We start from the raw sequence: 25,535 nt of genomic DNA on the forward strand, positions 1-25,535 counted from the left end.
TGGATCAATGCGGTATCAATTCAAGTTTGATAAGATCCTTTCACTCAAGTCGAGAGAAGTGGACGAAGCACAAGTCGTATACCAGGATTCAGTAAAAAAGTTCGAAGAGGCGGCTGACAGACTCTACCATCTTCTGAAGAAAAAAGAAGATCTTGAGAGCTTTCAATCAGACCGGCTGCTAGATGGTTTGCCGGTCCAGGAAATACGACACCATCAACAGTTTATCAGCAATCTTGAAAAATCGATTACCCACTATCAGAAAGTCGTGATGAATGCGAGAAACATCATGAATTATCAACAAGTGCAGCTGATGGAAAAAAATCAGGAAGTGAAAAAGTATGAAAAAATCAAAGAGAAAGACCATCTTCAATTTCTTGCTGCTGAAAAATATGCAGAGAGCAGGATGATGGACGAAGTCTCGATTCAGCAATACATGAACCGGGAAATTAGGTGATCAGCGTGGAGGAAAAAGAAAATCAGGATGGAAACAAGTTTCAATGGTTTTTATATGTGATAGCAATTCCAACCTTGTTTGCAATTGTTATTGCTTTGGTTGCACTTTCGATTCTAGGTGTCAATATTTTTGACACGGCGAAGGACATCGGCGGCAAAGTACCCTTCATATCTCAGTATGTTAAGGAAGAAAAGCCACTATCCATTGAAGAATTTGAAAAAGATATCATCAGCCTTGAAGCAGAAATTAAAGACCGCGAAGCAAAAATGGAACAACTGCAGTCAAAAGTCGACAGCAAAGATACACAGCTAAAACGAATGGAACTGGAAAAAGCACAGCTGCAAGCACAAATAGAGGAATTGACCGCGATCCAGGAGGAAAACAAGCGAGCCTTCCGGGAAATCGTCAAAACCTATGAAACGATGTCAGCAAAGAGTGCCGCTCCGATTATTTCTAAAATGGATACGGAGGAAGCAGTGAAGATTCTGACAAACATTAAGCCAGAATCACTTGCTGCCATTATGGAAAAGCTCCCTGCCGAAGAAGCAGCAAAGTATACAGAATTATTGACAAACGAAACGAACGGAAATTAGTCTGACGAAATCTGAGAGGAGGTGAAAAAATGGAAATAGGAGGTCTTGGATTTTTTAATACCATTGCCACGGGAAATCAGAAACTGTCCGATAAGGCAGGGAATGGGGGAAGCTTTGCCGGGTTAATGTCAACAGTTTTATCCGGAAAAGCAGCTTCAACACCCTCAACTGAATCCGCGCAGGGTGAAAAAAAACTTGAAAGTCTGGGTGCCTTGGCAGAAATGATCAACATAAATGATCTTTTAGACTTGGAAGATGGAATGAAGTTGCTGGATGTATTGAATTCAGACTCTGAAAATCTATTAACTAAGGCGCTGGCCCATTTTGGAATCAACAAAGAAGATTTGAAGCTTTTTATCCAAAAATGGACCGGTAACGGTGAAGGTGATATCGAGAGTGCCTCTGAAGATGAGCTATTGTCATCCTTAGCGGCAATAATAACGGGAATTGCCAATCAAAATGGAAATCAATTACTGGTGAAGTTAGAACAAAATGATTTGCAGACATTAAAGGCATTAAAGCTTTTGGAGTTAATGACTAGATATGCTGATGGGACCGTATATAAAAGCTCTGATTCTGTTAAAGAATCACTGAAAAATCTTGGTGAAGAATTAAAGAACCTCTTAGATACGGGTAAACCAAATTCTCATACAGATTATTTACAAAAAAGATTTACCCAGTTAGCGAGTGATCTAAACCTTGCAAACTCAAAAAAAATAACTTTTACAGAGAGTAGCTCAGGATTAAAGACGGACGGTCCAGCAGGAACTGTTGCTTATCTCCCACAGATGACAAAGGCTGAGCAATTGATGTTAACGATGAATAGCCCTGAAAGACCGGTTTCATCTGAACAGTTAATGAAACAATTTGAATCGATTCTTTCAAAATCGCATTTCATGAACAGTGGGGGAACACAAAAACTATTCATTAAACTATACCCTGAGCACCTTGGCAGCATCCGGATAGAGCTCTTCCAAAAGGATCAAACGATGATGGCGAGAATCATAACTACTTCTGGCACGGCAAAAGAAACGCTGGAATCACAGATTAATGGTCTCAAACAGGCTTTTGCGGCACAAAATCTTTCAGTAGAAAGAATTGAAGTGACTCAGCAGCAGGCCCAGCAAGAACGTTTCTTGAATAGAGATTCTCAGCAACAGGAGAGGCAGCCTGACAGAGGAAAGCAGGAAAAGAAAGAAGAAAAAGGAGATTTTAACCTTTCCTTCGAAGAAGCACTGTTAAATACTGAAGTATAGGAGACAGACAATGGTGAATAGTATTAATTCTTCTTATCTGCTGTCGAATCTTCAAAAGGACAGGAAAGCTGGTTCAGATATTCTTGGGAAAGATGATTTTTTAAAAATCTTGATGACCCAGCTCCAGAATCAGGATCCTATGAATCCGATGCAGGATAAAGATTTTATAGCCCAGATGGCAACATTTTCGACACTTGAGCAAATCACGAATATGGGGAAGTCAATAGACCGATTTGTACAAGCTGAACAGCAAAATAAAATGATTTCCTATAGCCAGTTTGTGGGCAAAGAGATTACATGGCATAAGATTGAAACAGCAAATGGCGAGGAAACCGTTCAACAGGGAAATGGGAAGGTAGCCTCTGTGCAGTTCAAGGAAGACACCGTTTCTTTTGTGCTTGAGGACGGCACGACCCTGGAACCGGCGAACATTTCCCAAATCAATGAGTTATCAAGTGAAAATCATATGTTGCAGGCGAGTATGCTGATTGGGAAAACAATTACCTATCTTGATGAAAATAAACAAGAAAAATCTGCTAATGTCCTGTCTGTTTCATTTAAGAATGGCAAAACATCTTATTTACTAGATGATGAGAATAAAACAAGCATCATTTCTTCACAAATCACCAAAATTCAATAACGTAAGGAAGTGATGTAATGGATAAAACAAACTTTCATCCAATTCATTCACTGCCTGTTAACAGGACAAACCATAAACCTGTTAAAGCCAACAAATTAACACAAACACCTTTTTCCTTGCAATTGCAAAGTGCGATCCAATCAAAGAATGGACTAACAATAAGTAAGCATGCAACTGAACGGCTGGAGCAGCGTGGAATCAATATATCGCAGGAGCGCTGGAACAGGATTGAGGAAAAAGTTAGTCAGGCTAAGGCCAAGGGCGTGAGTGATTCGCTTGTCCTGCTGAAAGACGCGGCGTTGATTGTCAGTGCGAAAAACAACACAGTTATTACCGCAATGGGAAGGCAGGAAGCAGCTGAACAAATATTCACCAATATAAATGGAACCATCGTTATGGAAAATTAAAAATAAAAAGGCTGGACCTTCACGGAGGCCTGGGCTGTGGACCGATTGAAGCAGCCCCCAAATCGAAAGGAGTTTTAAAAAATGCTTCGTTCAATGTACTCAGGAATCAGTGGGATGAAAAACTTCCAAACAAAACTTGATGTGATTGGAAACAATATTGCCAATGTAAATACATACGGCTTCAAAAAGGGCCGTGTTACTTTTAAAGATACTATGAATCAAACAATCTCGGGCGCAAGTGCTGCTACAGAGAACAAGGGCGGCAAGAACCCAATGCAGGTGGGGTTGGGCTCCACGATTGCGACCATCGATATGATCGACACTCAATCAAGCTTGCAAACAACAGGACGCGCACTTGACCTTGCAATTTCAGGCGATGGATATTTTGTTGTAAAACAAGGACAGTCCCAAATGTATACCCGTGCAGGAAACTTCTATCTAGATGATAATGGGACATTGGTTACTGGTGAAGGTAATAAAGTGCAATCACTGAATGCGAATGGCCAGTTAGAGGATATAACAGTGAATGTAAATGCATTATTACCTGCAAAGGTTACAACTGAATTAGTCATGAAAGGTAACCTGCCAAAAGATGCTAAAGGGGCTTCTGAACTGCTTCAGCAACTAAAAATAGTCGATAATGATGGAATAGAGCATGTTATTGACATGAAAATTTCCCCTGTAACTGCGTCTACAGGTGACTGGAAATTGTCGTTCGTAGATAAATCATTACCTGTTGATCCCAACGATCCTACCGCAAATGTAGTAGAAGTAGATATTAAAGTACCAACAAATGATATTGAAAGTGCTGGCCTGCTGATTAACAAAGGAGGCGTAGCAACACCCTTCACAGTAGCCCTGCCATTAAATGCTCTGACTATTGATGGGGGCAGCCTAGACGCCAACGCCTACCCTGACGGCAACACTCAGGGCGCTCTCGAAAGCTTCAACATCGGCTCAACGGGTGAGATAAATGGTGTATTCTCAAATGGTTTAGTATTGACGCTTGGACAGCTTGCACTGGCTAAATTCAGTAACCCATCAGGACTTTCCAAAGTAGGAAATAACACATTCCAGGAGTCAGTCAACTCTGGAACAGCCAATATCAATGTTGCTGGTGAAGGCAGGGGTTCCATCGCAGCGGGAGCACTTGAAATGTCCAATGTAGACCTTTCGGAAGAGTTTACCGAAATGATCACGGCTCAGCGTGGTTTCCAGGCAAATACCAGAATCATTACAACATCTGATGAAATCCTCCAGGAGCTCGTAAACTTAAAACGATAGACTAGGAGAGGAGCAGGGCTGAAAGGGTAATCCTTTTAGCCCCTGTGAATTATTGTGATTAAAGTAACTAAATTAAACGGTAAAGCATTTAGAATTAATTCATTATTTATCGAAGTGGTTGAAGCTTTTCCGGACACAACGATTACATTAACCAATGGGCGAAAGTATGTCGTAAGGGAAAGTGAAGATGAAGTGAGTAAATTAATCCAGGAATTTTATCAGAGTGTCGGCCTTCTTGGAGGGCGAGTGTTGGAGGATCAGAATCATGAAGAATAATAAGCTGGTAATGATTATGTCGGTCATGCTGGTAGCCATATTGCTCGTAGGGACTATAGCAGTTGTAGCGGTTATGAAGCTTAGTGCTGAGGATGGCGAAAAAGAACCAAGCATCGATGAGGTGCTGGAAGCTTCGGTGGACATCCCAGAAGTAACTACGAATTTGGCATCAAATGATTTTATTAAAATTTCTTTTAAAATTGAAACAGACGGCAAAAAAGCAAAAGAAGAGTTGCAAAAGAGAGATTTTCAGGTGAAAAACCTGATTATTTATGAATTATCCGAGAAAAAGGCAGAAGAGCTGCAAGGCAAGGAAGGCAAGATGAACCTTGAAGAAACCCTCAAAGCAAAGCTGAATGACCTGATGCTGGATGGAAAAATCAATAAGGTCTATATAACGGGTTCTCTCATCCCATAAAACAGAATGAATTAAACTACCGTAACCACATGGAGGTGAAGAGAATGTCGGGAGAGGTATTATCGCAAAGCGAAATAGATGCTTTGTTATCCGCTTTATCAACAGGAGAAATGGATGCGGATGAATTAAAGAAAGAACAAGTAGAAAAAAGGGTTAAAGTATATGATTTTAGAAGAGCTTTGCGTTTCTCGAAAGACCAGATCCGCAGCCTTACCCGAATTCATGAAAACTTTGCCCGGCTATTGACGACCTTTTTCTCAGCTCAGTTAAGGACCTATGTCAATATTAGTGTCGCATCAGCTGATCAGATTCCTTATGAGGAATTCATCCGGTCCATTCCCAAGATGACAATCTTGAATGTATTCGATGTAGAACCTCTGGAAGGCAGAATCCTGATGGAGGTTAATCCGAATATTGCATACGCGATGATGGACAGGCTGCTTGGTGGAAAAGGGACAAGTCATAATAAAGTCGATAGCTTGACTGAAATCGAAACCAGGATCATGTCCAATATGTTCGAGAAAGCTTTTGAAAATTTCCGGGAGGCATGGAGCTCGATTTCTGATATCGATCCGCAGCTTTCAGAATTCGAAATCAATCCGCAGTTCTTGCAGATGGTTTCGCCAAATGAAACCGTCGTGGTCATTTCACTGAATACCACGATCGGAGAAGCAAGCGGAATGATCAATATCTGTATTCCTCACGTGGTCCTTGAGCCGATCATTCCTAAGTTGTCAGTGAAATATTGGATGCAGTCCGATAAGAAACAAAGCTTGCCAATCGAAAATTCAGTATTGCAAAGTGAAATCCAGAAAGCTGATGTTTCAATTACGGCTGAAATTGGTTCATCTGAAATATCGATCCAGGACTTCTTAATGCTTGAGATCGGCGACGTGATTGAATTGAATCAGCAGATTGATAAACCATTACTGATAAAAGTCGGAGATATCCCTAAATTTGTAGGACAGCCAGGGAAAATCAACAAAAAATTAGCCATTCAAGTGTTTGATACATTTAAGGGGGGAGACGATGATGGTGAGCGATGACATGTTATCTCAAGATGAAATTGATGCGCTTCTAAGAGGAAGCTCTGATGAAGCAGAAGAAACAGAAAGTACCATTAATGTAGATGACTATTTTTCTTTTATGGAAAGAGATGCGTTAGGAGAAATAGGCAATATATCATTCGGTAGTTCAGCTACCGCGCTATCAACTTTATTGAACCAGAAGGTGGAAATTAATACCCCTACGGTTACAGCTGTGCATAGATCAAAACTTGAAGATGCTTTTCCAGATCCTTATGTGGCCGTTCAGGTTTATTACACAGAAGGATTTACCGGCAGCAATATGCTTGTGATCCAGCAAAATGACGCTGCGATTATCGCCGATTTAATGCTGGGTGGCGATGGATTGAACCCAAGGGATTTACTTGATGAGATTCAGCTGAGTGCCGTACAAGAGGCAATGAACCAGATGATGGGATCTGCGGCAACCTCGATGTCGACTGTATTTAGCAAACGAGTCGATATTTCACCACCAAATATCAATCTGTTGAATGTAGCTGAAGGAGAAGGCACTGAATCGATTCCTGAAGATGATATTTTGGTAAAAGTATCGTTCTCGCTAAAGATTGGCAATTTAATAGATTCGAATATTATGCAACTTTTGCCCGTCAGTTTCGCTAAAAGTCTGGTTGATGAATTATTGAATCCCGGTGGAGCACATGTTCCGGAAACTGCACCTGAAACCCAAGCACCACCTATACCGCAAAGCAATCAGGTTGAACTTAATCATTCAATTACATCACAAGAACAGCCAAACTACGCCAAAACTCAGCCGATGCAGCAGCCAGAATACCAGGTGCAGCAGGAGCCGGCTTTTTATCAGCCACAAACCAATCAGGGCGTTCAACAAGGATACGGCTATTCACAGCCGATTCAGCCAGTACCACAGCATATTGGCCATGTGATGCCGGGTGCGCAGCCAACTGTTCAACCTGCAGTATTCTCTAGTTTTGAGACAGTACAGACACAGCAGGCGGAGACAAAGAACCTGGATATGCTGCTTGATATCCCGCTGCAGGTCACAGTTGAACTTGGCAGAACGAAACGTTCGGTTAGGGACATCCTCGAACTGGGGTCGGGTTCAATTATCGAACTAGACAAACTAGCTGGAGAACCAGTCGATATTCTTGTTAACAATCGCCTGATTGCGCAGGGTGAAGTAGTTGTTATTGATGAGAATTTTGGAGTCCGTGTTACTGATATAATCAGCCAGAGCGATCGCATTAAAAAATTGAAATAACCTACAGGAGGAATTCCAATGGCAAACAAGATCTTAGTCGTAGACGATGCGGCTTTCATGAGAATGATGATTAAGGACATTTTGACAAAGAACGGCTTTGAAGTTGTCGCAGAAGCAGCAGACGGTGCACAGGCACTTGAAAAATATAAAGAATTCCAGCCTGACCTTGTCACAATGGATATCACAATGCCGGAAATGGACGGCATCACTTCTTTAAAGGAAATCAAGAAAATCAATCCGAATGCAAAGGTCATCATGTGTTCAGCAATGGGCCAGCAAGCGATGGTCATTGATGCAATCCAGGCAGGAGCCAAAGATTTCATCGTAAAGCCATTCCAGGCTGACCGCGTTATTGAAGCGATTTCAAAAACATTAGCTTAGTGAACTTTTATCATATAGAGGGTGCGGCAATTGTTAAAATTAATCCGAACTGCCTCGACAATTCTTTTCTTATTAGCTGCTCTGTTCAGTCCAATTGGTTTGGCGAGCGCAGAGCAGCTTAATAAAAGCGTGCAGGATTGTATGAAAACCCCTGAGTCGTGTGATGATGGACAGGCAGATAAGACAACGAAGCAATCAGACGATAAGAAATCCCAAGTAGGGGTCGGTTTCCTTGATTTTCTCAAGATGATTCTTGCTACAGTATTTGTGGCAGCATTAATCTACTTCCTCCTTAAATTCATCAATAAAAAGAGTATTGTATATAAAAGCTCGCAGCTTGTAGAGAATCTTGGAGGCACGAGTCTTGGAGCCAATAGGTCAGTCCAGATCGTTAAAGCGGGCAATAAGCTGCTCATCGTTGGTGTGGGAGAAAATATACAGCTTTTAAAAGAAATAGACGACCCGGAAGAGTACAGCCAAGTCATCCAGGAATATAACAATAAAATGGAGCAGCTCGTACAGCCAAGCGATATTGTGACAAAGTTGCTTAAAAGAGCGAAAAAAGATGGCGGCAATCAGCGTTCAGAATTTTCCGCGTTACTGAAGAATCAACTGAGTGATATGGCGAGCGGAAGAAAGAAAATGCTTGAGGAGATACAAATGAAAGGGTCAGAAAAAGATGAATGAGTTTATGGAGTTTTTCAACAGCAGTGCTCCTGAGAGTGTATCGACATCCGTAAAGCTGATGCTCCTGCTGACTGTACTTTCAATTGCGCCAGGCATCCTGATTTTAATGACAAGTTTTACGAGGATCATCATCGTTCTTTCCTTTGTCAGAACGGCGCTTGCAACACAGCAAATGCCGCCCAACCAAGTGTTGGTCGGACTTGCGATGTTCCTGTCATTCTTCATCATGGCCCCTACTTTCCATGAAGTGAATGAACAGGCTCTGACGCCTTTATTCAATGAAGAAATCAATTTGGAGCAAGCATATGAGAGGGCATCTATCCCTTTTAAGGAATTCATGAGCGCTCACACGAGGCAGAAGGATTTAGCGTTATTCCTTGAATATTCAAAGGCTGAGACGCCCGAATCTGTTCAGGATATCCCTCTGACAGCCCTTGTCCCGGCATTTGCCATCAGTGAAATCAAAACAGCTTTCCAAATCGGGTTTATGATCTTCATCCCTTTTTTGGTAATTGATATGGTTGTGGCTAGTGTCCTGATGTCCATGGGTATGATGATGCTGCCGCCAGTCATGATTTCCCTTCCATTTAAAATTTTGCTTTTTGTCATGGTAGATGGATGGTATTTAGTCGTGAAATCATTATTACAAAGTTTTTAAGCAGGTGAATGAAAATGACATCAGAAGCGGTTATTTCGATAGCTGAACGAGGAATTTATACGGTATTAATGATTTCAGGCCCATTGCTGATCCTAGCGCTGGTAGTTGGTTTGATCGTCAGTATTTTTCAGGCAACTACGCAAATCCAGGAACAGACACTGGCTTTTGTCCCAAAGATTGTGGCCGTCCTGGTCGGAGTCGTTTTCTTTGGTCCGTGGATGTTAAGTTATATGCTGAGCTATGCGAGTGAAATATTTTCAAATCTTACAAGGTTTGTAGGCTGATGAGATGCTAGATTTTATTCCAGCGTTTCCGGCATTCCTGCTGATTTTTGTAAGGGTGACGTCCTTTTTCTTGATGATGCCTTTATTTTCATATCGGACGATCCCTGCATCACATAAAGTAGGGCTGGGATTCATGCTTTCTATCATCATGTTCACCGCAATAGGTGCTCCAGAAATCGCAGTAGATAGCACGTATTTCATGCTGGTCATCAAGGAAGCAATGGTTGGGTTATTGATAGGCTTCATTGCGGCGTTAATGATGGCTGCCATCCAGATTGCCGGGGGATTCATTGATTTTCAGATGGGGTTTGCGATTGCGAATGTCATCGATCCACAAACAGGGGCACAAAGCCCGCTGATGGGACAGTATTTATATACCATTGCTCTGTTGTTTCTGCTTACAGTCAATGGCCATCATTTATTGATGGACGGAATATTTTACAGTTATGATTTTATCCCGATTGATCAGGTGATGATTCCGTTTGGGAACGAAAATATTGCAGAGTTCATCATCCTGGCTTTTAACAAAATGTTCATTATTGCCTTCCAAATGTCCTTGCCGGTTGTCGGGAGCTTGTTCCTGGTTGATGTTGCGCTCGGGATTGTAGCGAGAACCGTCCCGCAATTGAATATATTCGTTGTCGGACTGCCGGTTAAAATTGCTGTCAGCTTCCTCGTCCTTATTGCGGTAATGGGCGTGCTGATCATGGTTATAACGGATCTATTTTCCACCACTCTTGCGACAATGAGAGGATTGATGGAATTGATCGGAGGAGCTTAAATGGAATTTTTAAGATTAGACCTGCAATTTTTTGCAGGCGAGAAGACAGAAAAAGCGACTCCTAAAAAGAGACAGGACGCACGGAAAAAAGGACAGGTTGCCAAAAGCCAGGATGTCAATACAGCTATTGTCCTCCTTGCTGTGTTTTTGTTTTTGATGTTTTTTGGCAGTGTGATGATGGAGAGACTTATCGGAATTCTTCGCCACTCCTTGCAGAATTATATGTTGATGGATTTGACAGCAAATAACATTGAATCCATTGTAATTGAAATTTTGGGTGAACTGGTCATTTTCCTTGGCCCGGTCATGATCGTTGCGTTGATTGCAGGGGTGGCCGCCAACTACATCCAAGTCGGCTATATGTTTTCTACTGAAGCAATACAAATGAAACTTGAAAAAATTAATCCGATCAGCGGCTTCAAGAGGATCTTTTCCATGAGGGCTATCGTTGAATTGCTAAAATCAATCCTCAAAATCACCTTTGTAGGAGTGATTGCATTCTCGGTTCTATGGCTGAGATTGGACGAAGTCCTGCTGCTCGCTAATAAGAGTGTAGGTGCTGCAATTGCCACTATTGCCGGGCTGACGCTCCAAATGGGCCTTTTTGCTTCCGGAGCATTGCTATTTTTATCATTATTGGACTATCTTTACCAAAAATATGATTATGAGAAAAGTATCCGTATGTCAAAACAAGACTTGAAGGATGAGTATAAAAATATCGAAGGTGACCCTCTGATCAAGTCGAAAATCAAGCAGAAGCAAAGAGAGATGGCAATGCGGCGGATGATGCAAGAAGTGCCAAAAGCGGATGTGGTCATAACAAACCCGACCCATTTTGCGATTGCGTTAAAGTATGACGAACAGAAGTCCGATGCCCCGATTGTTGTAGCAAAAGGTGTCGATTTTGTCGCACAGAAGATTAAATTGATTGCCAAGGAAAATGATATTATTTCTGTCGAGAACCGTCCTCTGGCAAGGGCTTTATACAGCCAGGCTGAAATCGGGGATGCCATTCCTGAGGAATTTTTCAAAGCGGTGGCAGAAATCCTGGCCTTTGTGTATCAAACAAAAAATAAAGTGCTGTAATTCTTAGGTATGCAGTGTTTAGGAGAGAAGTACTATGTCAGCAAGAGATCTGTCCGTCCTGCTTAGTGTCATATTAATCGTAGCCATGTTGATCATTCCTTTTCCACCATGGCTATTAAGTGTACTAATCATGGTAAACATCTCAATTGCACTCCTGGTGCTATTGAACACAATGAATATGACCGAGCCGCTCCAGTTTTCTGTTTTTCCTTCACTGCTGCTGTTGTTAACTTTATTCAGGCTTGGCCTGAATGTATCGACAACACGTTCAATTCTGTCAAAAGGTGAAGCTGGCGGGGTGGTTGAGACCTTCGGTACCTTCGTTGTCGGAGGGAATGTGGTTGTCGGGATGGTTGTGTTCCTGATCTTGATCATTATCCAATTCATCGTTATCACGAAAGGTTCAGAGCGTGTGTCAGAGGTTGCAGCAAGGTTTACACTTGATGCGATGCCTGGTAAACAAATGAGTATTGATGCTGATTTAAATGCCGGGATGATTTCTGAACAGCAGGCACGTGAACGACGCGAAAAAGTAAGTCGTGAAGCCGATTTTTACGGCGCGATGGACGGTGCGAGTAAATTCGTAAAAGGAGATGCGATCGCGGGAATCATCATCGTTCTGATCAACTTGATTTTTGGGATTGTCATCGGCATGACTCAATTAGGGTTAAGCATTGGAGAATCAGCTGAAAAATTCTCACTATTGACCGTAGGGGATGGGATTGTCAGCCAAATTCCAGCACTTCTGATTTCGACAGCGACGGGTATAGTGGTTACTCGAGCTGCTTCTGACGGGAATCTTGGAATTGATATTACCTCACAGTTACTTGCTTATCCTAAAATGCTTTATGTCGGGGCAGCAACGATTTTCCTTTTAGGGCTGTTTACGCCGATCCACGATATGCTTACGATTCCAATCGCGGCATTGATGGCTTTTGGCGGCTATTCCTTCTCCCGTGTTCCAGAGCCGGATAAGCAGCAGCTGCAGGAAATGGAAGAAGACATTCAGATGGACGAGATGAAGAGTCCTGAAAGTGTTGTCAATCTATTAAATGTTGATCCGATTGAGTTTGAATTCGGGTATGGGTTGATCCCCCTTGCAGACGCTAACCAGGGAGGAGACCTGCTCGACCGGATTGTCATGATCAGGAGGCAGCTGGCCATTGAGCTGGGACTGGTCATTCCGGTGGTCAGGATCCGGGACAATATCCAGCTCCAGCCTAATGAATACAGACTGAAAATCAAAGGAAACGAAATGGCGAGGGGAGAATTGCTTCTCGATCATTATCTGGCAATGAGTCCTGGTATAGATGATGATTCAATTGAAGGAATCGATACTATCGAACCAAGTTTTGGATTGCCTGCTAAATGGATCACGGAAGAAATGAAGGAACAGGCTGAAATCTTCGGCTACACCGTTGTCGATCCTCCTTCAGTTGTGTCGACACATATTACAGAAGTGATCAAGGCTAATGCACATGAACTGCTGGGAAGACAGGAAACGAAGCAGCTGATCGATCATCTTCGTGAAAGCTATCCAATCCTTGTCGAGGAAGCAACACCTAATCCATTATCAGTTGGTGAAATTCAAAAAGTACTTGGCAAGCTGCTTAAGGAGAATGTATCAATCAGGAATTTGCCAATTATCTTCGAAACACTTGCAGATTACGGAAAAGTAACAACAGATACAGACATCCTAGCTGAATACGTTCGCCAGGCACTTGCTAGGCAAATCACGAACCAGTATTCAAGAAACGGAGAAACCTTAAAGGTGATTACACTCTCAGGACGAGTAGAAAAGGTAATTGCAGATGGTGTTCAGCAAACAGAGCACGGTAACTACTTATCTCTTGACCCCGCCGTTTCTCAAGGTATCTTGGAATCTGTGGCAAACCAGGTGGAGCAATTGAGCATAATGGAACAAACACCAATCATATTATGCTCTCCTGCGGTCAGGATGTATGTGCGCCAGTTGACTGAAAGGTATTTTGCACAGATTCCTGTATTGTCTTATAACGAACTTGAAGCAAATGTTGAAGTCCAAAGTGTCGGAGTGGTGAATGTAGAATGAAAGTGAAAAAGTATACAGCTTCATCCATGCCGGAAGCAATGAAACTAGTCAGAAGGGGAATTGGGAAGTGATGCAGTAATCTTGAATTCTCGTGTCGTCCAGACAGGAGGGTTCATGGGATTTTTTAAGAAAAATAGCATTGAGGTAATTGCCGCCATTGACCCGGACACTGAAGTAAGTCAAAAGCCTGTCAGTATGGATAAACCAAATAAATATAAACCGTCCGTAAAAGATGACGAATCTAAAAAGGACTCACAAACTGTAAGGATGAATCCTATAACTGAAACACCTCCAAAAGCCGACAAGGATCTTTTAAAAGAAATTTCACAGCTTAAGGAAATGTTAAAGGGGACGGGTAAATCCGAAGGAGTCTTTTTGCCAGAACCAGTGAGCAGGCAAATCCAATACTTGAGAGATCAGGAAGTAGACCATGAAATCATTGATGAATTGGCTGCAGTCCTTCTTGAAAAGTGGTACCTCGGCGGAGCGAAAGCAAGTGATGAGGAAATCACCGAATGGATTACGGCTGCTATTGGACACAGGCTTTCTCCACTTTCATTTGAAGGTGTTTCTTTTAAAAAGAAGTTCGTCAATGTCATTGGACCGACTGGAGTAGGGAAGACGACAACGCTGGCAAAGGTTGCTGCTGAATGTGTATTGAAGCACCAGAAGAAGGTGGCTTTTATTACGACAGACACCTATCGAATTGCGGCAATTGAGCAGTTGAAAACATATGCAAAAATCCTCGATGTCCCAATCGAAGTTTGCTACAACTTGGATGATTTCAAGGCTGCAACAGATAAATTCGCTGAGTATGACCTTGTCTTTATTGATACAGCTGGACGGAATTTCAGAAATCAAAAATATGTAAACGATTTGAAAAATGTGATTGATTTTGGTAAGGACATGGAAACCTACCTTGTCCTCGCTTTGACGGCGAAACAAAAAGATATGGAAGAAATACGCAAGCAATTTTCGCTGATTCATATTGATCAATTCATTTTTACTAAATTGGATGAAACGGCGGTTTACGGGTCGATGCTTAATATGGCAATAAAGTTCTCGACTGGAATCGCCTATCTGACCAATGGACAAGATGTGCCAGATGACCTGATCGAGGCAAATCCTGAAATGATTGCAAATACTATTCTTGGAGCAAGAACCTATGAATGACCAGGCAGAAAAATTAAGAAACCGTCTTAAAATGGACATTCCAGCGAAGGAAGCGAAAACACTTGCAGTGGTCAGCGGTAAGGGTGGAGTCGGCAAATCGAATTTTTCACTTAACTTCTCCATTTCTCTGGCCAAAAAGGGCTTTAAGGTATTGCTGTTTGATCTTGATATCGGAATGGGGAATATCGAGATTTTAATGGGTAAAAATTCTTCGCTCTCCATTGCCGATTTTCTTTCAGGCAAATCATCAATGGAGGAAGTTATTTTTCAAGGGCCTCATGGAGTTGAATATATTTCAGGCGGTACAGGTTTAAGCCAGTTGGTCAGGATGGATCGTGATAGCGTCGAATATTTTACTTCCAGCTTAAGTGAAGTACTAAGAAAATATGATTATCTTATTTTTGATATGGGAGCAGGATTGAACGAAGAAACATTATCAATCCTGCTGTCTGTCAATGAAATATTCGTAATTACTACGACTGAACCAACTTCATTGATGGATGCATACGCCACTATGAAATACATCCATCTTGCAGATTCAGAATTGCCTTTCTATTTAGTGGTCAACAGGGCGGGTTCTGCCAAAGAGGGCAATGACACGATGGCAAGGCTCGAGGGTGTTCTTGTTAAATTTCTAGGCAGGACGCCTACCAAGCTTGGGATACTGCCAGATGATAAAACAGTCCAGGAAGCTGTGAAACGCCAAATACCTTTTACAATGTTCAATGAAAGGTCACAAGCTTCTAAAGGAATGGCAGCGATTATCGAAAAATATATCAATAAAGAGAGCTACAATGCCGAAAAGAGAGATAACAGGAGTTTTACAGCAAGATTGAAGCAATTCCTTTTCGAAAGGTAGTGGTCGAGTGGCAAAAATTAGAGTTCTCATCGTAGATGATTCGGCTTTCATGCGTAAGCTGATCAACGACTTTCTATCAGAACATCCAGAAATTGCTGTTATTGGCACGGCTCGTAACGGAGAGGATGCCATTAAAAAATGGCGGGAATTACGTCCTGACGTTATTACACTTGATGTCGAAATGCCGAAATTAAACGGGTTAGAAGTTTTGAAGACGATTATGAAAGAGCAGCCGCTTCCGGTTGTTATGCTTTCAAGCACTACGAATGAAGGCGCAGACACGACTCTGCAGGCGATTCAAGCCGGAGCTGTGGATTTTGTGGCAAAGCCATCAGGCTCCATTTCTATTGATTTACATAAAATCAAAACGGAGTTAATCCAGAAAGTTTTATCAGCCAGTAAAGCCAATTTAACCAAAATAAACTTTCTTGAAGACTCCAAATCTGTTGGAAAGAAACAGAACAGTTCAATAGATTCAGAGATCAAAGTAGCTGGGCATGTAACAACCAGGGGATTTACCCGTGAATCCAAAAAGATTGTCTGCATCGGAACATCTACCGGGGGCCCACGGGCATTGCAGCAGGTTATAGCTTCATTGCCAAAAGATATTGATGTACCTGTACTTGTCGTCCAGCATATGCCGCCTGGTTTTACAAAGTCCCTTGCCAATCGACTAGATTCCCTAAGCCAGATTAAAGTCAAGGAAGCGGAAGATGGGGAGCTTTTACAAAAAGGGACGGCTTATATAGCTCCAGGTGGATTTCATATGGAGGTTAAGAATTTAGGATCAACGCTGGCTGTCAGCCTTAGCCTATCGCCGCCACGAAATGGCCATCGACCTTCAGTGGATGTGATGTTCGAGTCCATCAGTAGCGTCAAGAACTACGCTAAAATTGCTGTTATCATGACAGGAATGGGGTCAGATGGCTCCAGAGGACTGGTTGAGATGAAAAAAAATGGCACAGTTAAAGCAATTGCCGAATCGCAGGATACATCAATTGTTTTCGGGATGCCGAAAGCAGCGATTGCAACGAACATGGTTGATGAGGTAGCGAATGTAGAAAACATCGCTCAATCAATCATGAATTATATTTGAGGCCGGAGGTGCTGAGCACATGGAATTGAATCAATATCTTGAAGTCTTTATTGAAGAAAGTAAAGAACATTTACAGGCCTGCAATGAACAGTTGTTGGAATTAGAGAAGAACCCACAGGATTTATCGATCATAAATGAAATCTTCAGGTCAGCCCATACTCTTAAAGGAATGTCAGCGACAATGGGTTATGAGGATCTGGCAAGCCTTACTCATCAAATGGAAAATGTACTGGATGCAATCCGGAATAACAGATTGACAACAACACCAGAAATTGTCGATGTTATTTTCATGGCTGTCGACCACCTAGAAGATATGGTTCAGTCGATCGCGTCCGGGGGCGATGGCAAAAAGGACGTTACTGAAACAGTCGAAAAGTTGAAATTGATTGAAAAAGGGGAACCTATCTCAGGTTCTGCTAAGAATGAGGTAGCTGCTACAGCAGTTTTAGAAGCCAATAATGAATCCCACTATGATGAATTTGAATTGACCGTATTAAAGCAGTCCAAAGAACAAGGATTCGGCGTTTATGAAATTGCCATCGCTCTGCGCGAAGATTGCTTACTGAAAGCTGCCCGGGTCTATATGGTTTTTGAGGTACTGGAGAAGATCGGAGAAGTAATCAAAGCAAACCCATCAGTAGAGCAGCTGGAGGAAGAACAATTTGACCATGAATTTACTGTCACAATTGTCTCAAAAGATGATCCAGAGGATATTAAAGGCAAGATCATGAAGGTGTCAGAAGTTGTCAAAACTGACTTAAGATCCTTAGAATTTGATGACAAAATTAATGAAGAAACTATTGAAGCTCTGGATACTTCAAAAGCTCCAGGTGAATCCGATTCTCCTACCCTTGATCAATCAGAACCCATTGCATCTGAAGTTTCTCCGGTTATAGAAAAAAAAGGCAGTGTCAAACAGCAAAGTAATAGCAGTAAAACGATAAGGGTAAACATTGAACGTCTTGATATTTTAATGAATTTATTCGAAGAGCTTGTAATCGACCGCGGCAGACTAGAGCAAATTTCCAAAGACCTTGAAAATGGTGAGCTTACTGAAACGGTCGAAAGGATGTCCAGGATCTCTGGTGACCTGCAAAATATCATTTTGAATATGCGGATGGTCCAGGTAGAAACGGTATTCAACCGATTCCCGAGAATGATTCGTCAATTAGCTAGAGACTTAAATAAAAAGATCAACCTTGAAATCGTAGGTGCTGAAACAGAATTGGATCGCACCGTAATTGATGAGATTGGTGATCCGCTTGTACATTTATTGAGAAACTCAGTTGACCATGGCATTGAATCACCTGAAGTGCGCAGGGCAAAGGGTAAGAACGAAGAGGGTACTGTCGTACTTCGCGCGTTCCATAGCGGAAATCATGTGTTCATTGAAATTGAAGATGATGGTGCTGGAATCAGCAGGGATAAGGTATTAAAGAAGGCTATCAGCAAGGGAATCATTACCGAACAATCCGCTGCTGGCTTTACTGATAAACAAGCGTATGAATTAATTCTTTCATCTGGCTTCTCTACCGCTGAAACAATATCCGATATTTCCGGACGCGGGGTAGGATTGGATGTTGTAAAGAATACGATCGAGTCATTGGGAGGATCAATTTCTATCGATTCAAAGGAAAATGAGGGAACAATTTTCTCGATTCAGCTTCCGCTGACATTATCGATCATTTCTGTGATGTTAGTCGAAATCCAGAAAGAAAAATTCGCTATTCCTTTGTCTTCGATCATTGAGACAGCCATAATCAAAGACACTGACATCATGAATGCGCATAATCAAAAGGTGATTGATTTTAGAGGCAAGGTCGTGCCGCTGCTGTTCTTAAAGGATATCTTCGAGGTACCGTCAGAGCAAGTTGATGATCAATTCCACTCTGTCATTATCGTTCGAAAAGGAGATAAAATGGCTGGTTTGATTGTAGATTCCTTCATCGGCCAGCAAGAAGTAGTCCTTAAATCACTAGGAAATTATTTAACGAATGTTTTTGCGATTTCCGGAGCTACGATCCTTGGAGATGGACAGGTAGCCTTGATTGTGGATTGCAATGCCTTAATTAAATAGATTCCTGCTTAACTCAATGACGATGATATTTTAGGAGTGATGAAAATGGCTGAAAATCTGGTTTCAGACTTGAAAGTAATCGTGTTCCAGCTGAATGATAAAGAGTATGGTGTCCCAGTAAGCCAGGTGAAATCTATTGAAAAAATCATGCATATCACAAGGGTCCCTCATACAAATCCTTTTGTAAAAGGGGTAATGAACCTCCGAGGAGTAGTGACTCCGCTTTTGGATTTGCGTGTCAGGTTTGGCATTGGGGAACAAGCATACAACGAAGGTACTCGTGTAATCATTGTTTCTGTAGAAGATAAAGAAGTTGGCTTGATTGTAGATGGCGCAAATGATGTCATTGATATCCCAACAAGCGTGATTGAACCACCGCCTGAAGTCGTTGGGATAGCAGCTGAAGGTTTTATTGATGGAGTAGCCAATCTGGATAAGAGGTTATTGATTTTAATAGACTTGAACAAAATCCTTGAGTCCGATGAAGTTAAAGCTTTGTAAGTGAAGGGAATATAACTATGACTTTTCTAAAAAGCATTTCGGACATTCACCTTGATATATTAAAAGAGGTAGGAAATATTGGGGCAGGACATGCTGCAACGGCTTTATCAACTTTATTGAATAAAAAAATTGATATGAAAGTTCCCAGTGTCAGGGTCGTATCCTTTGACGAAGTGATGGACCTCGCCGGTGGACCCGACAATGTGGTAGCAAGTGTTTTTCTTCGGATAGAGGGCGATGCTCCAGGGAGCATGTTCTTTATCCTACCGCTTCCACAGGCGGAGAAATATATCGGTCAACTTACAAAAAACCAATCATTCTCGTTTTCCGAAGAACATGATAATGAACTGGCATTGTCCGCTCTCCAGGAATTAGGCAATATTTTATCAGGGTCATATTTATCTTCTCTCTCGGATTTTACGAAACTGAGCTTGTACCCTTCAGTACCGGCTTTATGCTTAGATATGGTAGGGGCAGTCATCAGTTTTGGACTGCTGGAATTGTCTCAGGTGAGTGATTATGCAATCGTGATCGATACGGCTTTGGATGAAGAAGAAGCCCAGCTGCCTGACAGTGTGAATGGCCATTTCTTTCTATTGCCAGATCCGGATTCGTTCCATATCATTTTTTCTGCACTAGGAGTAAGGGTTGATGCATAAAACAGCAGAAATCATCAAAGTTGGCATTGCTGATATGAATATCGTTAAGGTTCCGGATTTAATAAGGACTACCGGTCTTGGTTCCTGTGTTGGTGTGGTTTTGTATGATCAGGCAAGGGAAATCGCTGGTATGGCACATATTATGCTGCCAGATTCATCATTATCTCGAGCGGAGCCGCTGAATAAAGCTAAATTCGCTAATACTGCCATTAAGGAACTGTTAAATGCCTTGATAAAAATAGGAGCAAGACCTTCAGGAATAAAAGCGAAGATTGCAGGTGGCGCGCAAATGTTCCAGTTTTCCGGAAGCAGCGACATGATGAGAATTGGACCTAGGAATGTCGAAGCAGTTTTACAAGAATTGAAGGAACTCAGGATTCCGATTATTGCCCAGGATGTAGGCGGGAATAGTGGAAGGACAATTGAGTTCGACCCAAAAACTGGTTTGATGCAAATCAGAACTGTTAATAAAGGGAATAGTGAAATTTAATGGAAGTTGATGATCTAATAGCTTCAAAGAATAATGCGTAATGCGCGTGAGGAGGATTACAATGGTACGAGGATCCACTTCGGAAGAACAGGTAACATGGGATAAATGGGTACAGTTCCGTGATCCGGATGCAGGTAATTTGCTGATAAAAAAATATATGCCACTTGTTTCCTACCATGTGCAAAGAATTTCAGTGAGTCTTCCGAAAAGTGTGTCTAGAGATGATCTAAAAAGTCTAGGAATGATTGGTTTATATGATGCTCTAGAAAAATTCGATCCAAACAGGGATCTGAAATTTGATACATATTCTTCTTTTCGAATTCGCGGAGCGATTTTAGATGGATTAAGAAAGGAAGACTGGCTGCCAAGAAGTACCCGGGAAAAAGCCAAAAAGATTGATGCAGCGATCGAGAGACTTGAACAGCGATTTATGAGAAATGCGACGATCGAAGAAATTGCCAGCGAACTGAACATGGATGAAACAGAAATTTACACAACAATAAATGAACACTTTTTTGCGAATGTATTATCCATAGATGAACACCCAAGTGAAAATGATGAACGCGATAACCAATCATTTGTGATCAAGGATGAAAAGGCTGAAATTCCTGAAGATAAACTCATTAAATCTGAATTGCTGGAAGAGATAGCTGAAAAAGTTTCAAAATTAAATGATAAAGAACAACTCGTATTGAGTTTGTTTTATAAAGAAGAATTAACACTAACAGAGATTGGACAAGTCATGAATTTATCTACATCAAGGATCTCACAAATTCATTCAAAAGCGATATTTAAACTGAGAAAATGGTTAGAGACAGCTTAATAGAAGGCAGGAGATCAACTTGGCGACGGAATATAAGGTGAAGTTATCCCATGACAGGCTTACAGCTGAATTGATTCTGGATATCGGAAGTAAGGACAAAGCTTTTTCCGTTGACGAATTAATGAATATTTTAAAAGAAGAAAAGATCGTGTTCGGTGTTAAGAGGGATGTTGTAACAAAAATCTCAGCAGATCCTAATTCTATCGAGTATCCGATCACTATTGCTGTAGGAGAATCCAAAGTGGATGGTGCAGATTCATATTTGCGCAACGAACTCCAACAAAATAGTCTTGAGGACCATAAAGTCTTTAATTTTCGTTCTGTCATCCATATTCCCTCAGTTAGAAAGGGTCAGTTATTGGCATCTGTGGTCCCGCCTATGAATGGACGACATGGGACAGATGTCACCGGGAAGACCATTCCCGCCAAGCCTGGCCGTCCCCTCAGGATCAAGCCGGGGAATAATGTGGTTTTGGAATCCGAACAATTCTTTGCAGCATGTGATGGGCAGGTCAGCATTACTCAAAAATCAATCTCGGTCAATCCTGTATTCGAAGTCAAAGGTGATCTTGATTTAAGGACAGGCAATATTGACTTTGTGGGAAATATCGCCATTAGAGGGAATGTGCCAAGCGGGTATGAATTGAAAGCAGGGGGAGACATCGTAGTTGATGGACTTGTTGAGGCAGCCAATCTCTATGCAGAAGGCAATATCATCATCAAGGGTGGTGTAGCCGGAGCGATGAAGGGTAAGGTTTCAGCGGGGGGGAATGTCCTGGCGAATTACCTGAACCAGGCCAATGTAAAAGCAGGACAGGATATTATCGTGAAGTCCTCCATACTGCACAGTAAACTTACTGCTGCCGGTAATGTAGAATGCCGTACTGGAACAATCATCGGGGGGACAATCTCTGCTGGTCGAAATATTTCCGTCAAGGAATTAGGCAATGAGCTTTTTACCAAAACCGAATTAGCCGTTGGCTGGGATCCATTGCTGGAAAAAGCTGAGCTCGAAACTCTCCAATCCATTGAAACAGCAAAAGCCAATATTAGAAAACTTACTGAAATAGAAGTGAAGCTTGCTGAAATTGGCAACCGGTCAGGTGCACTTACTGCTGAACAAAAACAGATGATTGCGAAACAGCGAAATACAAGGCGGAATGTTGAAGCTGGTTTAGCTGAATTGCTGTCTGAACTCGAGTTTTTACAAATTGAAAAACAAGATAGATTATTCTCGTCCTTATATGTATACGATAGAGTATTCCCAAATACAAAGGTGTTTTTCGGGAAGTATGCGATCCTGACAAATCAGTTTTACAAGAAAGTTAGCTTTCATCTGGAAAATAGCGAGATTTCTATTCATACGATTGTTGATAAAGAAAGTCCACTAGTTAGGAAGTGACATGATGAGCCTCAAAGCAATCGAAATGCAGATTGCGCTTCCGAGGACACATGATGCCGGCAAGATACAGGAACAACTTCAGCAGCGGGGACAGCATCTTCAGGAGCATGCCGCACAAAGTGTGACAAAGGAAGATGATTTAAAGCGCAAGACGGTGGTTAAAAATAACCAAAAGCAAGAAGCCCGTCTAAATCAGGAGGGCGGCCAATCAGGCCACCAGGAGCAAAATGGCAGGGAAGATAAAAGGAACAAGAATGACCAACCTGCACAGCACCACCACCCTTATAAAGGGAAGGTGATTGATTACAGCGGATAGAGGGATGTTATGACCACTTTTCTACTACTTTTAAGCCTCATATTAAACGGTGCAGCAATCTTCGCAATTATCCTATTATATTTACGTCAAAATCGGCTTGTAGAAGCAGAGAAAAAGCAGGAAAAAATCATCAATGAGATTGAAGAGGTATTTTCAGCTTACCTCTTTGAATTAAAAGAGGAAAATGATAAATTCCTCGAATTAATGGCAAAAACAAAAGTTCAAAATCAATCTGGTGATAAAGAAACGGCTGCCCTCAAGGCATCAGATAAGGAGCCGGAAAAAGGCTCCGATCAAATAGCACAGGAAAAACAGCCGAGTCGACTTGGCAAAGGCATTGCCTACCAGGCCGCCAGGAAGGCGTACAAGCAAAACCGTGAACAAGTATCGCCCGACTTGGATTTGCCTGAGGATGATATAATTGCAGTGGATTCACAGGAAAATAACGTTGAATTAAAACAGTTAAGTTTTATTGACCAGGTTATGCACATGAAAAAACAGGGTTTAACGATCGAAGAAATTGCCAGGGACTTGGATAAAGGAAAAACAGAAATAGAACTTTTGCTTAAATTTCGGCAAAAAACGCAAGAATAACTTGAATGTCCATTTTATTTATGCTATATTATCTCATGGTGTTAATACACACGTTCATTGATTTGGCCAGATGGTGCTGTTATGTCAGTTCCTGGCTGAAGATGATTTGGACGGAGGAAATCAAAACCATTAGGAGGAAACACAATGTCAGTAATTTCTATGAAGCAACTGCTTGAAGCTGGTGTACACTTCGGTCACCAGACTCGCCGTTGGAACCCTAAGATGAAGAAATATATCTTCACTGAGCGTAACGGCATCTACATCATCGACCTTCAAAAGACTGTTAAGAAGGTTGAAGAAGCATACAACTACGTGAAAGAGCTAGCTGGTAACGGCGGAACTGTTCTTTTCGTAGGTACTAAGAAACAAGCTCAAGATTCTGTTAAAGAAGAAGCAGCTCGTTCTGGTATGTACTATGTTAACCAACGTTGGTTGGGTGGTACTCTAACTAACTTTGAAACAATCCAAAAGCGTATCTCTCGTCTTAAGAACATCGAAAGAATGTCTGAAGATGGAACTTTTGAAGTGCTTCCTAAGAAAGAAGTAGTTCAATTGAAGAAAGAGCAAGAGCGTTTAGAAAAGTTCTTGGGCGGAATCAAGGACATGAAGGGCCTTCCAGATGCTCTTTTCATCATTGACCCACGCAAAGAGCGCATCGCTGTTGCTGAAGCACGCAAATTGAACATTCCTATCGTTGGAATTGTTGATACAAACTGTGATCCAGACGAAATCGACGTAGTTATCCCTGCGAACGATGACGCGATCCGCGCTGTTAAATTGCTAACTTCTAAAATGGCTGATGCTATTATCGAAGCTAAGCAAGGCGAAGAAACTACAGAAGCTGTAGAAGCTTAATTTAAAATAAGGTGATATAGGGAAGCACCCTTTATCACCTTTTTTTAAGACTTATATTCCAGATAAATTCCATTGGGGTTTATATTGGCGAAATCAAGTTAAAATAAAGTATAGTTACATATAACCAAGATTTTAGGAGGAATTTCATTATGGCAATTACTGCACAAATGGTTAAAGAATTGCGCGAAAAAACTGGCGCTGGAATGATGGACTGCAAAAAAGCACTTCAGGAAACAAATGGTGATATGGACCAGGCGATCGATTTCCTTCGTGAAAAAGGAATCGCTAAAGCAGCTAAGAAAGCTGACCGCATCGCTGCAGAAGGTACAACTTATATCCTTGCAGAAGGTAATGAAGCTGTGGTCCTTGAATTGAACTCTGAAACAGACTTCGTTGCAAAGAACGAAGGCTTCCAGGTTCTTGTTAAGGAAATCGCTGAGCACTTGCTAAAGAACAAGCCTGCAACTGTTGAAGAAGCTAACGCTCAAACAATGGAAAATGGCGATACTGTAGAAACTCGCATCAACAATGCAATTGCAAAAATCGGTGAGAAGCTTTCACTTCGCCGTTTTGAAGTAAAAACTAAGACTGATAGCGATGCATTCGGTGCATACCTTCATATGGGCGGACGCATTGGAGTACTTTCAGTTCTTGAAGGTACAACTGATGAGGCAGCTGCTAAAGATGTTTCCATGCACATCGCTGCATTGAACCCTAAATATGTATCACGTGACGAAGTATCTCAAGAAGAAGTTGAGCACGAGCGTCAGATCCTTACTCAACAAGCCCTTAACGAAGGCAAGCCTGAAAATATCGTTGCTAAGATGGTTGAAGGCCGCCTAAGCAAATATTTCGAAGACGTTTGTGTTCTTGACCAGGCTTTCGTTAAGAACCCTGATCAAAAAGTACGCCAGTTTGTTGAATCAAAAGGCGGAACACTTCGCGAGTTTACTCGTTACGAAGTAGGCGAAGGTATCGAAAAGCGTGAAGACAACTTTGCTGAAGAAGTAATGAACCAAGTAAACAAGAAATAATTTTAACTAGCCTATGTAATTGCAGGGAACACTCTAGTGTTCCCTGTTTTTGGACATAGCTTTAATTAGGCTTTCA

Annotated in this window: 30 protein-coding genes; all 30 read left to right on the forward strand. The window is 41.7% G+C overall.

Annotated features, from left to right (window positions below):
* Positions 1-7: 7 nt before the first annotated feature.
* The 30 genes from fliJ (at position 8) to tsf (ending at position 25,459) form a co-directional block, all read left to right on the forward strand.
* A complete protein-coding gene (gene fliJ / locus AC0VX7_RS08860) occupies positions 8-454 on the forward strand; it encodes a flagellar export protein FliJ (protein WP_475427514.1) in 447 nt (148 codons plus the stop codon).
* A 5-nt stretch (positions 455-459) separates the two neighbouring features.
* On the forward strand, positions 460-1,047 hold the full coding sequence (locus AC0VX7_RS08865; protein ID WP_475427515.1) for a MotE family protein: 588 nt from the start codon (positions 460-462) through the stop codon (positions 1,045-1,047).
* Between the two features lie 29 nt (positions 1,048-1,076).
* The gene (locus tag AC0VX7_RS08870) at positions 1,077-2,303 is read left to right on the forward strand and encodes a flagellar hook-length control protein FliK (RefSeq protein WP_475427516.1); all 1,227 of its coding nucleotides are present in this window, start codon (positions 1,077-1,079) and stop codon (positions 2,301-2,303) included.
* A 10-nt stretch (positions 2,304-2,313) separates the two neighbouring features.
* Positions 2,314-2,943 (forward strand): flagellar hook assembly protein FlgD, encoded by a 630-nt coding sequence (gene flgD, locus AC0VX7_RS08875; RefSeq protein ID WP_475427517.1) that lies wholly within the window; start codon positions 2,314-2,316, stop codon positions 2,941-2,943.
* A gap of 17 nt (positions 2,944-2,960) precedes the next feature.
* Positions 2,961-3,350 (forward strand): TIGR02530 family flagellar biosynthesis protein, encoded by a 390-nt coding sequence (locus tag AC0VX7_RS08880; protein WP_475427518.1) that lies wholly within the window; start codon positions 2,961-2,963, stop codon positions 3,348-3,350.
* 81 nt (positions 3,351-3,431) lie between these two features.
* Positions 3,432-4,634 carry a flagellar hook protein FlgE gene (locus tag AC0VX7_RS08885; protein ID WP_475427519.1) on the forward strand — a complete coding sequence of 401 codons (1,203 nt, stop codon included), beginning with the start codon at positions 3,432-3,434 and terminating at the stop codon, positions 4,632-4,634.
* A 54-nt stretch (positions 4,635-4,688) separates the two neighbouring features.
* Entirely contained in the window at positions 4,689-4,910 is a 222-nt protein-coding gene (locus tag AC0VX7_RS08890) for a flagellar FlbD family protein (protein ID WP_475427520.1), read from the forward strand.
* The gene (fliL, locus tag AC0VX7_RS08895; protein ID WP_475427521.1) at positions 4,900-5,328 is read left to right on the forward strand and encodes a flagellar basal body-associated protein FliL; all 429 of its coding nucleotides are present in this window, start codon (positions 4,900-4,902) and stop codon (positions 5,326-5,328) included. The genes AC0VX7_RS08890 and fliL overlap by 11 nt, the downstream gene beginning before the upstream one ends.
* A gap of 44 nt (positions 5,329-5,372) precedes the next feature.
* Entirely contained in the window at positions 5,373-6,374 is a 1,002-nt protein-coding gene (fliM, locus tag AC0VX7_RS08900) for a flagellar motor switch protein FliM (RefSeq protein ID WP_041967241.1), read from the forward strand.
* Positions 6,361-7,632, forward strand: coding sequence for a flagellar motor switch phosphatase FliY (gene fliY, locus AC0VX7_RS08905; protein ID WP_475428113.1), 1,272 nt, complete (start codon positions 6,361-6,363; stop codon positions 7,630-7,632). Before fliM ends, fliY begins: the two co-directional genes overlap by 14 nt.
* Positions 7,633-7,650: 18 nt before the next feature.
* On the forward strand, positions 7,651-8,013 hold the full coding sequence (locus AC0VX7_RS08910) for a response regulator (protein ID WP_023614882.1): 363 nt from the start codon (positions 7,651-7,653) through the stop codon (positions 8,011-8,013).
* Positions 8,014-8,034: 21 nt separating this feature from the next.
* Positions 8,035-8,700, forward strand: coding sequence for a flagellar biosynthetic protein FliO (locus AC0VX7_RS08915; protein ID WP_475427522.1), 666 nt, complete (start codon positions 8,035-8,037; stop codon positions 8,698-8,700).
* Positions 8,693-9,358 (forward strand): flagellar type III secretion system pore protein FliP, encoded by a 666-nt coding sequence (fliP, locus tag AC0VX7_RS08920; RefSeq protein WP_475427523.1) that lies wholly within the window; start codon positions 8,693-8,695, stop codon positions 9,356-9,358. Before AC0VX7_RS08915 ends, fliP begins: the two co-directional genes overlap by 8 nt.
* A 14-nt stretch (positions 9,359-9,372) precedes the next feature.
* Positions 9,373-9,642, forward strand: coding sequence for a flagellar biosynthesis protein FliQ (fliQ, locus tag AC0VX7_RS08925; protein ID WP_023614879.1), 270 nt, complete (start codon positions 9,373-9,375; stop codon positions 9,640-9,642).
* 4 nt (positions 9,643-9,646) lie between these two features.
* A complete protein-coding gene (fliR, locus tag AC0VX7_RS08930) occupies positions 9,647-10,423 on the forward strand; it encodes a flagellar biosynthetic protein FliR (protein WP_475427524.1) in 777 nt (258 codons plus the stop codon).
* Positions 10,424-11,509: a flagellar biosynthesis protein FlhB gene (gene flhB, locus AC0VX7_RS08935; protein ID WP_475427525.1), complete on the forward strand. Its 1,086-nt coding sequence runs from the start codon at positions 10,424-10,426 to the stop codon at positions 11,507-11,509. It abuts the gene before it with no gap.
* A gap of 34 nt (positions 11,510-11,543) precedes the next feature.
* On the forward strand, positions 11,544-13,580 hold the full coding sequence (flhA, locus tag AC0VX7_RS08940; protein ID WP_215031624.1) for a flagellar biosynthesis protein FlhA: 2,037 nt from the start codon (positions 11,544-11,546) through the stop codon (positions 13,578-13,580).
* Between the two features lie 114 nt (positions 13,581-13,694).
* Complete coding sequence (gene flhF / locus AC0VX7_RS08945; protein ID WP_475427526.1) at positions 13,695-14,753, forward strand: flagellar biosynthesis protein FlhF; 1,059 nt, start codon at positions 13,695-13,697, stop codon at positions 14,751-14,753.
* The gene (locus tag AC0VX7_RS08950; protein ID WP_475427527.1) at positions 14,746-15,612 is read left to right on the forward strand and encodes a MinD/ParA family protein; all 867 of its coding nucleotides are present in this window, start codon (positions 14,746-14,748) and stop codon (positions 15,610-15,612) included. The genes flhF and AC0VX7_RS08950 overlap by 8 nt, the downstream gene beginning before the upstream one ends.
* A gap of 7 nt (positions 15,613-15,619) precedes the next feature.
* Positions 15,620-16,708 (forward strand): protein-glutamate methylesterase/protein-glutamine glutaminase, encoded by a 1,089-nt coding sequence (locus tag AC0VX7_RS08955; RefSeq protein WP_475427528.1) that lies wholly within the window; start codon positions 15,620-15,622, stop codon positions 16,706-16,708.
* Between the two features lie 19 nt (positions 16,709-16,727).
* Positions 16,728-18,785, forward strand: coding sequence for a chemotaxis protein CheW (locus AC0VX7_RS08960; protein ID WP_475427529.1), 2,058 nt, complete (start codon positions 16,728-16,730; stop codon positions 18,783-18,785).
* A 45-nt stretch (positions 18,786-18,830) separates the two neighbouring features.
* Positions 18,831-19,286, forward strand: coding sequence for a chemotaxis protein CheW (locus AC0VX7_RS08965; RefSeq protein ID WP_475427530.1), 456 nt, complete (start codon positions 18,831-18,833; stop codon positions 19,284-19,286).
* Positions 19,287-19,303: 17 nt separating this feature from the next.
* Positions 19,304-19,945: a chemotaxis protein CheC gene (locus AC0VX7_RS08970; RefSeq protein ID WP_475427531.1), complete on the forward strand. Its 642-nt coding sequence runs from the start codon at positions 19,304-19,306 to the stop codon at positions 19,943-19,945.
* A complete protein-coding gene (locus AC0VX7_RS08975) occupies positions 19,938-20,435 on the forward strand; it encodes a chemotaxis protein CheD (RefSeq protein WP_475427532.1) in 498 nt (165 codons plus the stop codon). Before AC0VX7_RS08970 ends, AC0VX7_RS08975 begins: the two co-directional genes overlap by 8 nt.
* Before the next feature lie 61 nt (positions 20,436-20,496).
* Complete coding sequence (locus AC0VX7_RS08980; protein ID WP_102262212.1) at positions 20,497-21,258, forward strand: FliA/WhiG family RNA polymerase sigma factor; 762 nt, start codon at positions 20,497-20,499, stop codon at positions 21,256-21,258.
* Positions 21,259-21,277: 19 nt separating this feature from the next.
* Entirely contained in the window at positions 21,278-22,660 is a 1,383-nt protein-coding gene (locus tag AC0VX7_RS08985; protein ID WP_475427533.1) for a DUF342 domain-containing protein, read from the forward strand.
* 1 nt (position 22,661) lies between these two features.
* Positions 22,662-22,976, forward strand: coding sequence for a hypothetical protein (locus AC0VX7_RS08990; RefSeq protein WP_286180754.1), 315 nt, complete (start codon positions 22,662-22,664; stop codon positions 22,974-22,976).
* A gap of 9 nt (positions 22,977-22,985) precedes the next feature.
* Positions 22,986-23,570 carry a DUF6115 domain-containing protein gene (locus AC0VX7_RS08995; protein WP_475427534.1) on the forward strand — a complete coding sequence of 195 codons (585 nt, stop codon included), beginning with the start codon at positions 22,986-22,988 and terminating at the stop codon, positions 23,568-23,570.
* Positions 23,571-23,714: 144 nt separating this feature from the next.
* Positions 23,715-24,425: a 30S ribosomal protein S2 gene (gene rpsB, locus AC0VX7_RS09000; RefSeq protein WP_041967225.1), complete on the forward strand. Its 711-nt coding sequence runs from the start codon at positions 23,715-23,717 to the stop codon at positions 24,423-24,425.
* A gap of 149 nt (positions 24,426-24,574) precedes the next feature.
* Positions 24,575-25,459, forward strand: coding sequence for a translation elongation factor Ts (gene tsf, locus AC0VX7_RS09005; RefSeq protein WP_475427535.1), 885 nt, complete (start codon positions 24,575-24,577; stop codon positions 25,457-25,459).
* The last annotated feature ends 76 nt before the right edge of the window (positions 25,460-25,535 follow it).

The organism is Mesobacillus sp. QJM3NY_10, assembly GCF_056173465.1.

What these genes read in the sequence shown, in the direction of transcription:
- fliP (WP_475427523.1), top strand. Translation starts at nt 8,693, where the DNA reads ATGAATGAGTTTATGGAGTTTTTCAACAGCAGTGCTCCTGAGAGTGTA.
- AC0VX7_RS08965 (WP_475427530.1), top strand. Translation starts at nt 18,831, where the DNA reads ATGGCTGAAAATCTGGTTTCAGACTTGAAAGTAATCGTGTTCCAGCTG.
- AC0VX7_RS08960 (WP_475427529.1), top strand. Translation starts at nt 16,728, where the DNA reads ATGGAATTGAATCAATATCTTGAAGTCTTTATTGAAGAAAGTAAAGAA.
- fliL (WP_475427521.1), top strand. Translation starts at nt 4,900, where the DNA reads ATGAAGAATAATAAGCTGGTAATGATTATGTCGGTCATGCTGGTAGCC.
- AC0VX7_RS08880 (WP_475427518.1), top strand. Translation starts at nt 2,961, where the DNA reads ATGGATAAAACAAACTTTCATCCAATTCATTCACTGCCTGTTAACAGG.
- fliJ (WP_475427514.1), top strand. Translation starts at nt 8, where the DNA reads ATGCGGTATCAATTCAAGTTTGATAAGATCCTTTCACTCAAGTCGAGA.
- fliM (WP_041967241.1), top strand. Translation starts at nt 5,373, where the DNA reads ATGTCGGGAGAGGTATTATCGCAAAGCGAAATAGATGCTTTGTTATCC.
- AC0VX7_RS08870 (WP_475427516.1), top strand. Translation starts at nt 1,077, where the DNA reads ATGGAAATAGGAGGTCTTGGATTTTTTAATACCATTGCCACGGGAAAT.
- fliR (WP_475427524.1), top strand. Translation starts at nt 9,647, where the DNA reads ATGCTAGATTTTATTCCAGCGTTTCCGGCATTCCTGCTGATTTTTGTA.
- AC0VX7_RS08970 (WP_475427531.1), top strand. Translation starts at nt 19,304, where the DNA reads ATGACTTTTCTAAAAAGCATTTCGGACATTCACCTTGATATATTAAAA.
- AC0VX7_RS08885 (WP_475427519.1), top strand. Translation starts at nt 3,432, where the DNA reads ATGCTTCGTTCAATGTACTCAGGAATCAGTGGGATGAAAAACTTCCAA.
- rpsB (WP_041967225.1), top strand. Translation starts at nt 23,715, where the DNA reads ATGTCAGTAATTTCTATGAAGCAACTGCTTGAAGCTGGTGTACACTTC.
- flhB (WP_475427525.1), top strand. Translation starts at nt 10,424, where the DNA reads ATGGAATTTTTAAGATTAGACCTGCAATTTTTTGCAGGCGAGAAGACA.
- fliY (WP_475428113.1), top strand. Translation starts at nt 6,361, where the DNA reads ATGGTGAGCGATGACATGTTATCTCAAGATGAAATTGATGCGCTTCTA.
- fliQ (WP_023614879.1), top strand. Translation starts at nt 9,373, where the DNA reads ATGACATCAGAAGCGGTTATTTCGATAGCTGAACGAGGAATTTATACG.
- flhA (WP_215031624.1), top strand. Translation starts at nt 11,544, where the DNA reads ATGTCAGCAAGAGATCTGTCCGTCCTGCTTAGTGTCATATTAATCGTA.
- tsf (WP_475427535.1), top strand. Translation starts at nt 24,575, where the DNA reads ATGGCAATTACTGCACAAATGGTTAAAGAATTGCGCGAAAAAACTGGC.
- AC0VX7_RS08980 (WP_102262212.1), top strand. Translation starts at nt 20,497, where the DNA reads ATGGTACGAGGATCCACTTCGGAAGAACAGGTAACATGGGATAAATGG.
- AC0VX7_RS08995 (WP_475427534.1), top strand. Translation starts at nt 22,986, where the DNA reads ATGACCACTTTTCTACTACTTTTAAGCCTCATATTAAACGGTGCAGCA.
- AC0VX7_RS08910 (WP_023614882.1), top strand. Translation starts at nt 7,651, where the DNA reads ATGGCAAACAAGATCTTAGTCGTAGACGATGCGGCTTTCATGAGAATG.
- AC0VX7_RS08990 (WP_286180754.1), top strand. Translation starts at nt 22,662, where the DNA reads ATGATGAGCCTCAAAGCAATCGAAATGCAGATTGCGCTTCCGAGGACA.
- flhF (WP_475427526.1), top strand. Translation starts at nt 13,695, where the DNA reads ATGGGATTTTTTAAGAAAAATAGCATTGAGGTAATTGCCGCCATTGAC.
- AC0VX7_RS08975 (WP_475427532.1), top strand. Translation starts at nt 19,938, where the DNA reads ATGCATAAAACAGCAGAAATCATCAAAGTTGGCATTGCTGATATGAAT.
- flgD (WP_475427517.1), top strand. Translation starts at nt 2,314, where the DNA reads ATGGTGAATAGTATTAATTCTTCTTATCTGCTGTCGAATCTTCAAAAG.
- AC0VX7_RS08950 (WP_475427527.1), top strand. Translation starts at nt 14,746, where the DNA reads ATGAATGACCAGGCAGAAAAATTAAGAAACCGTCTTAAAATGGACATT.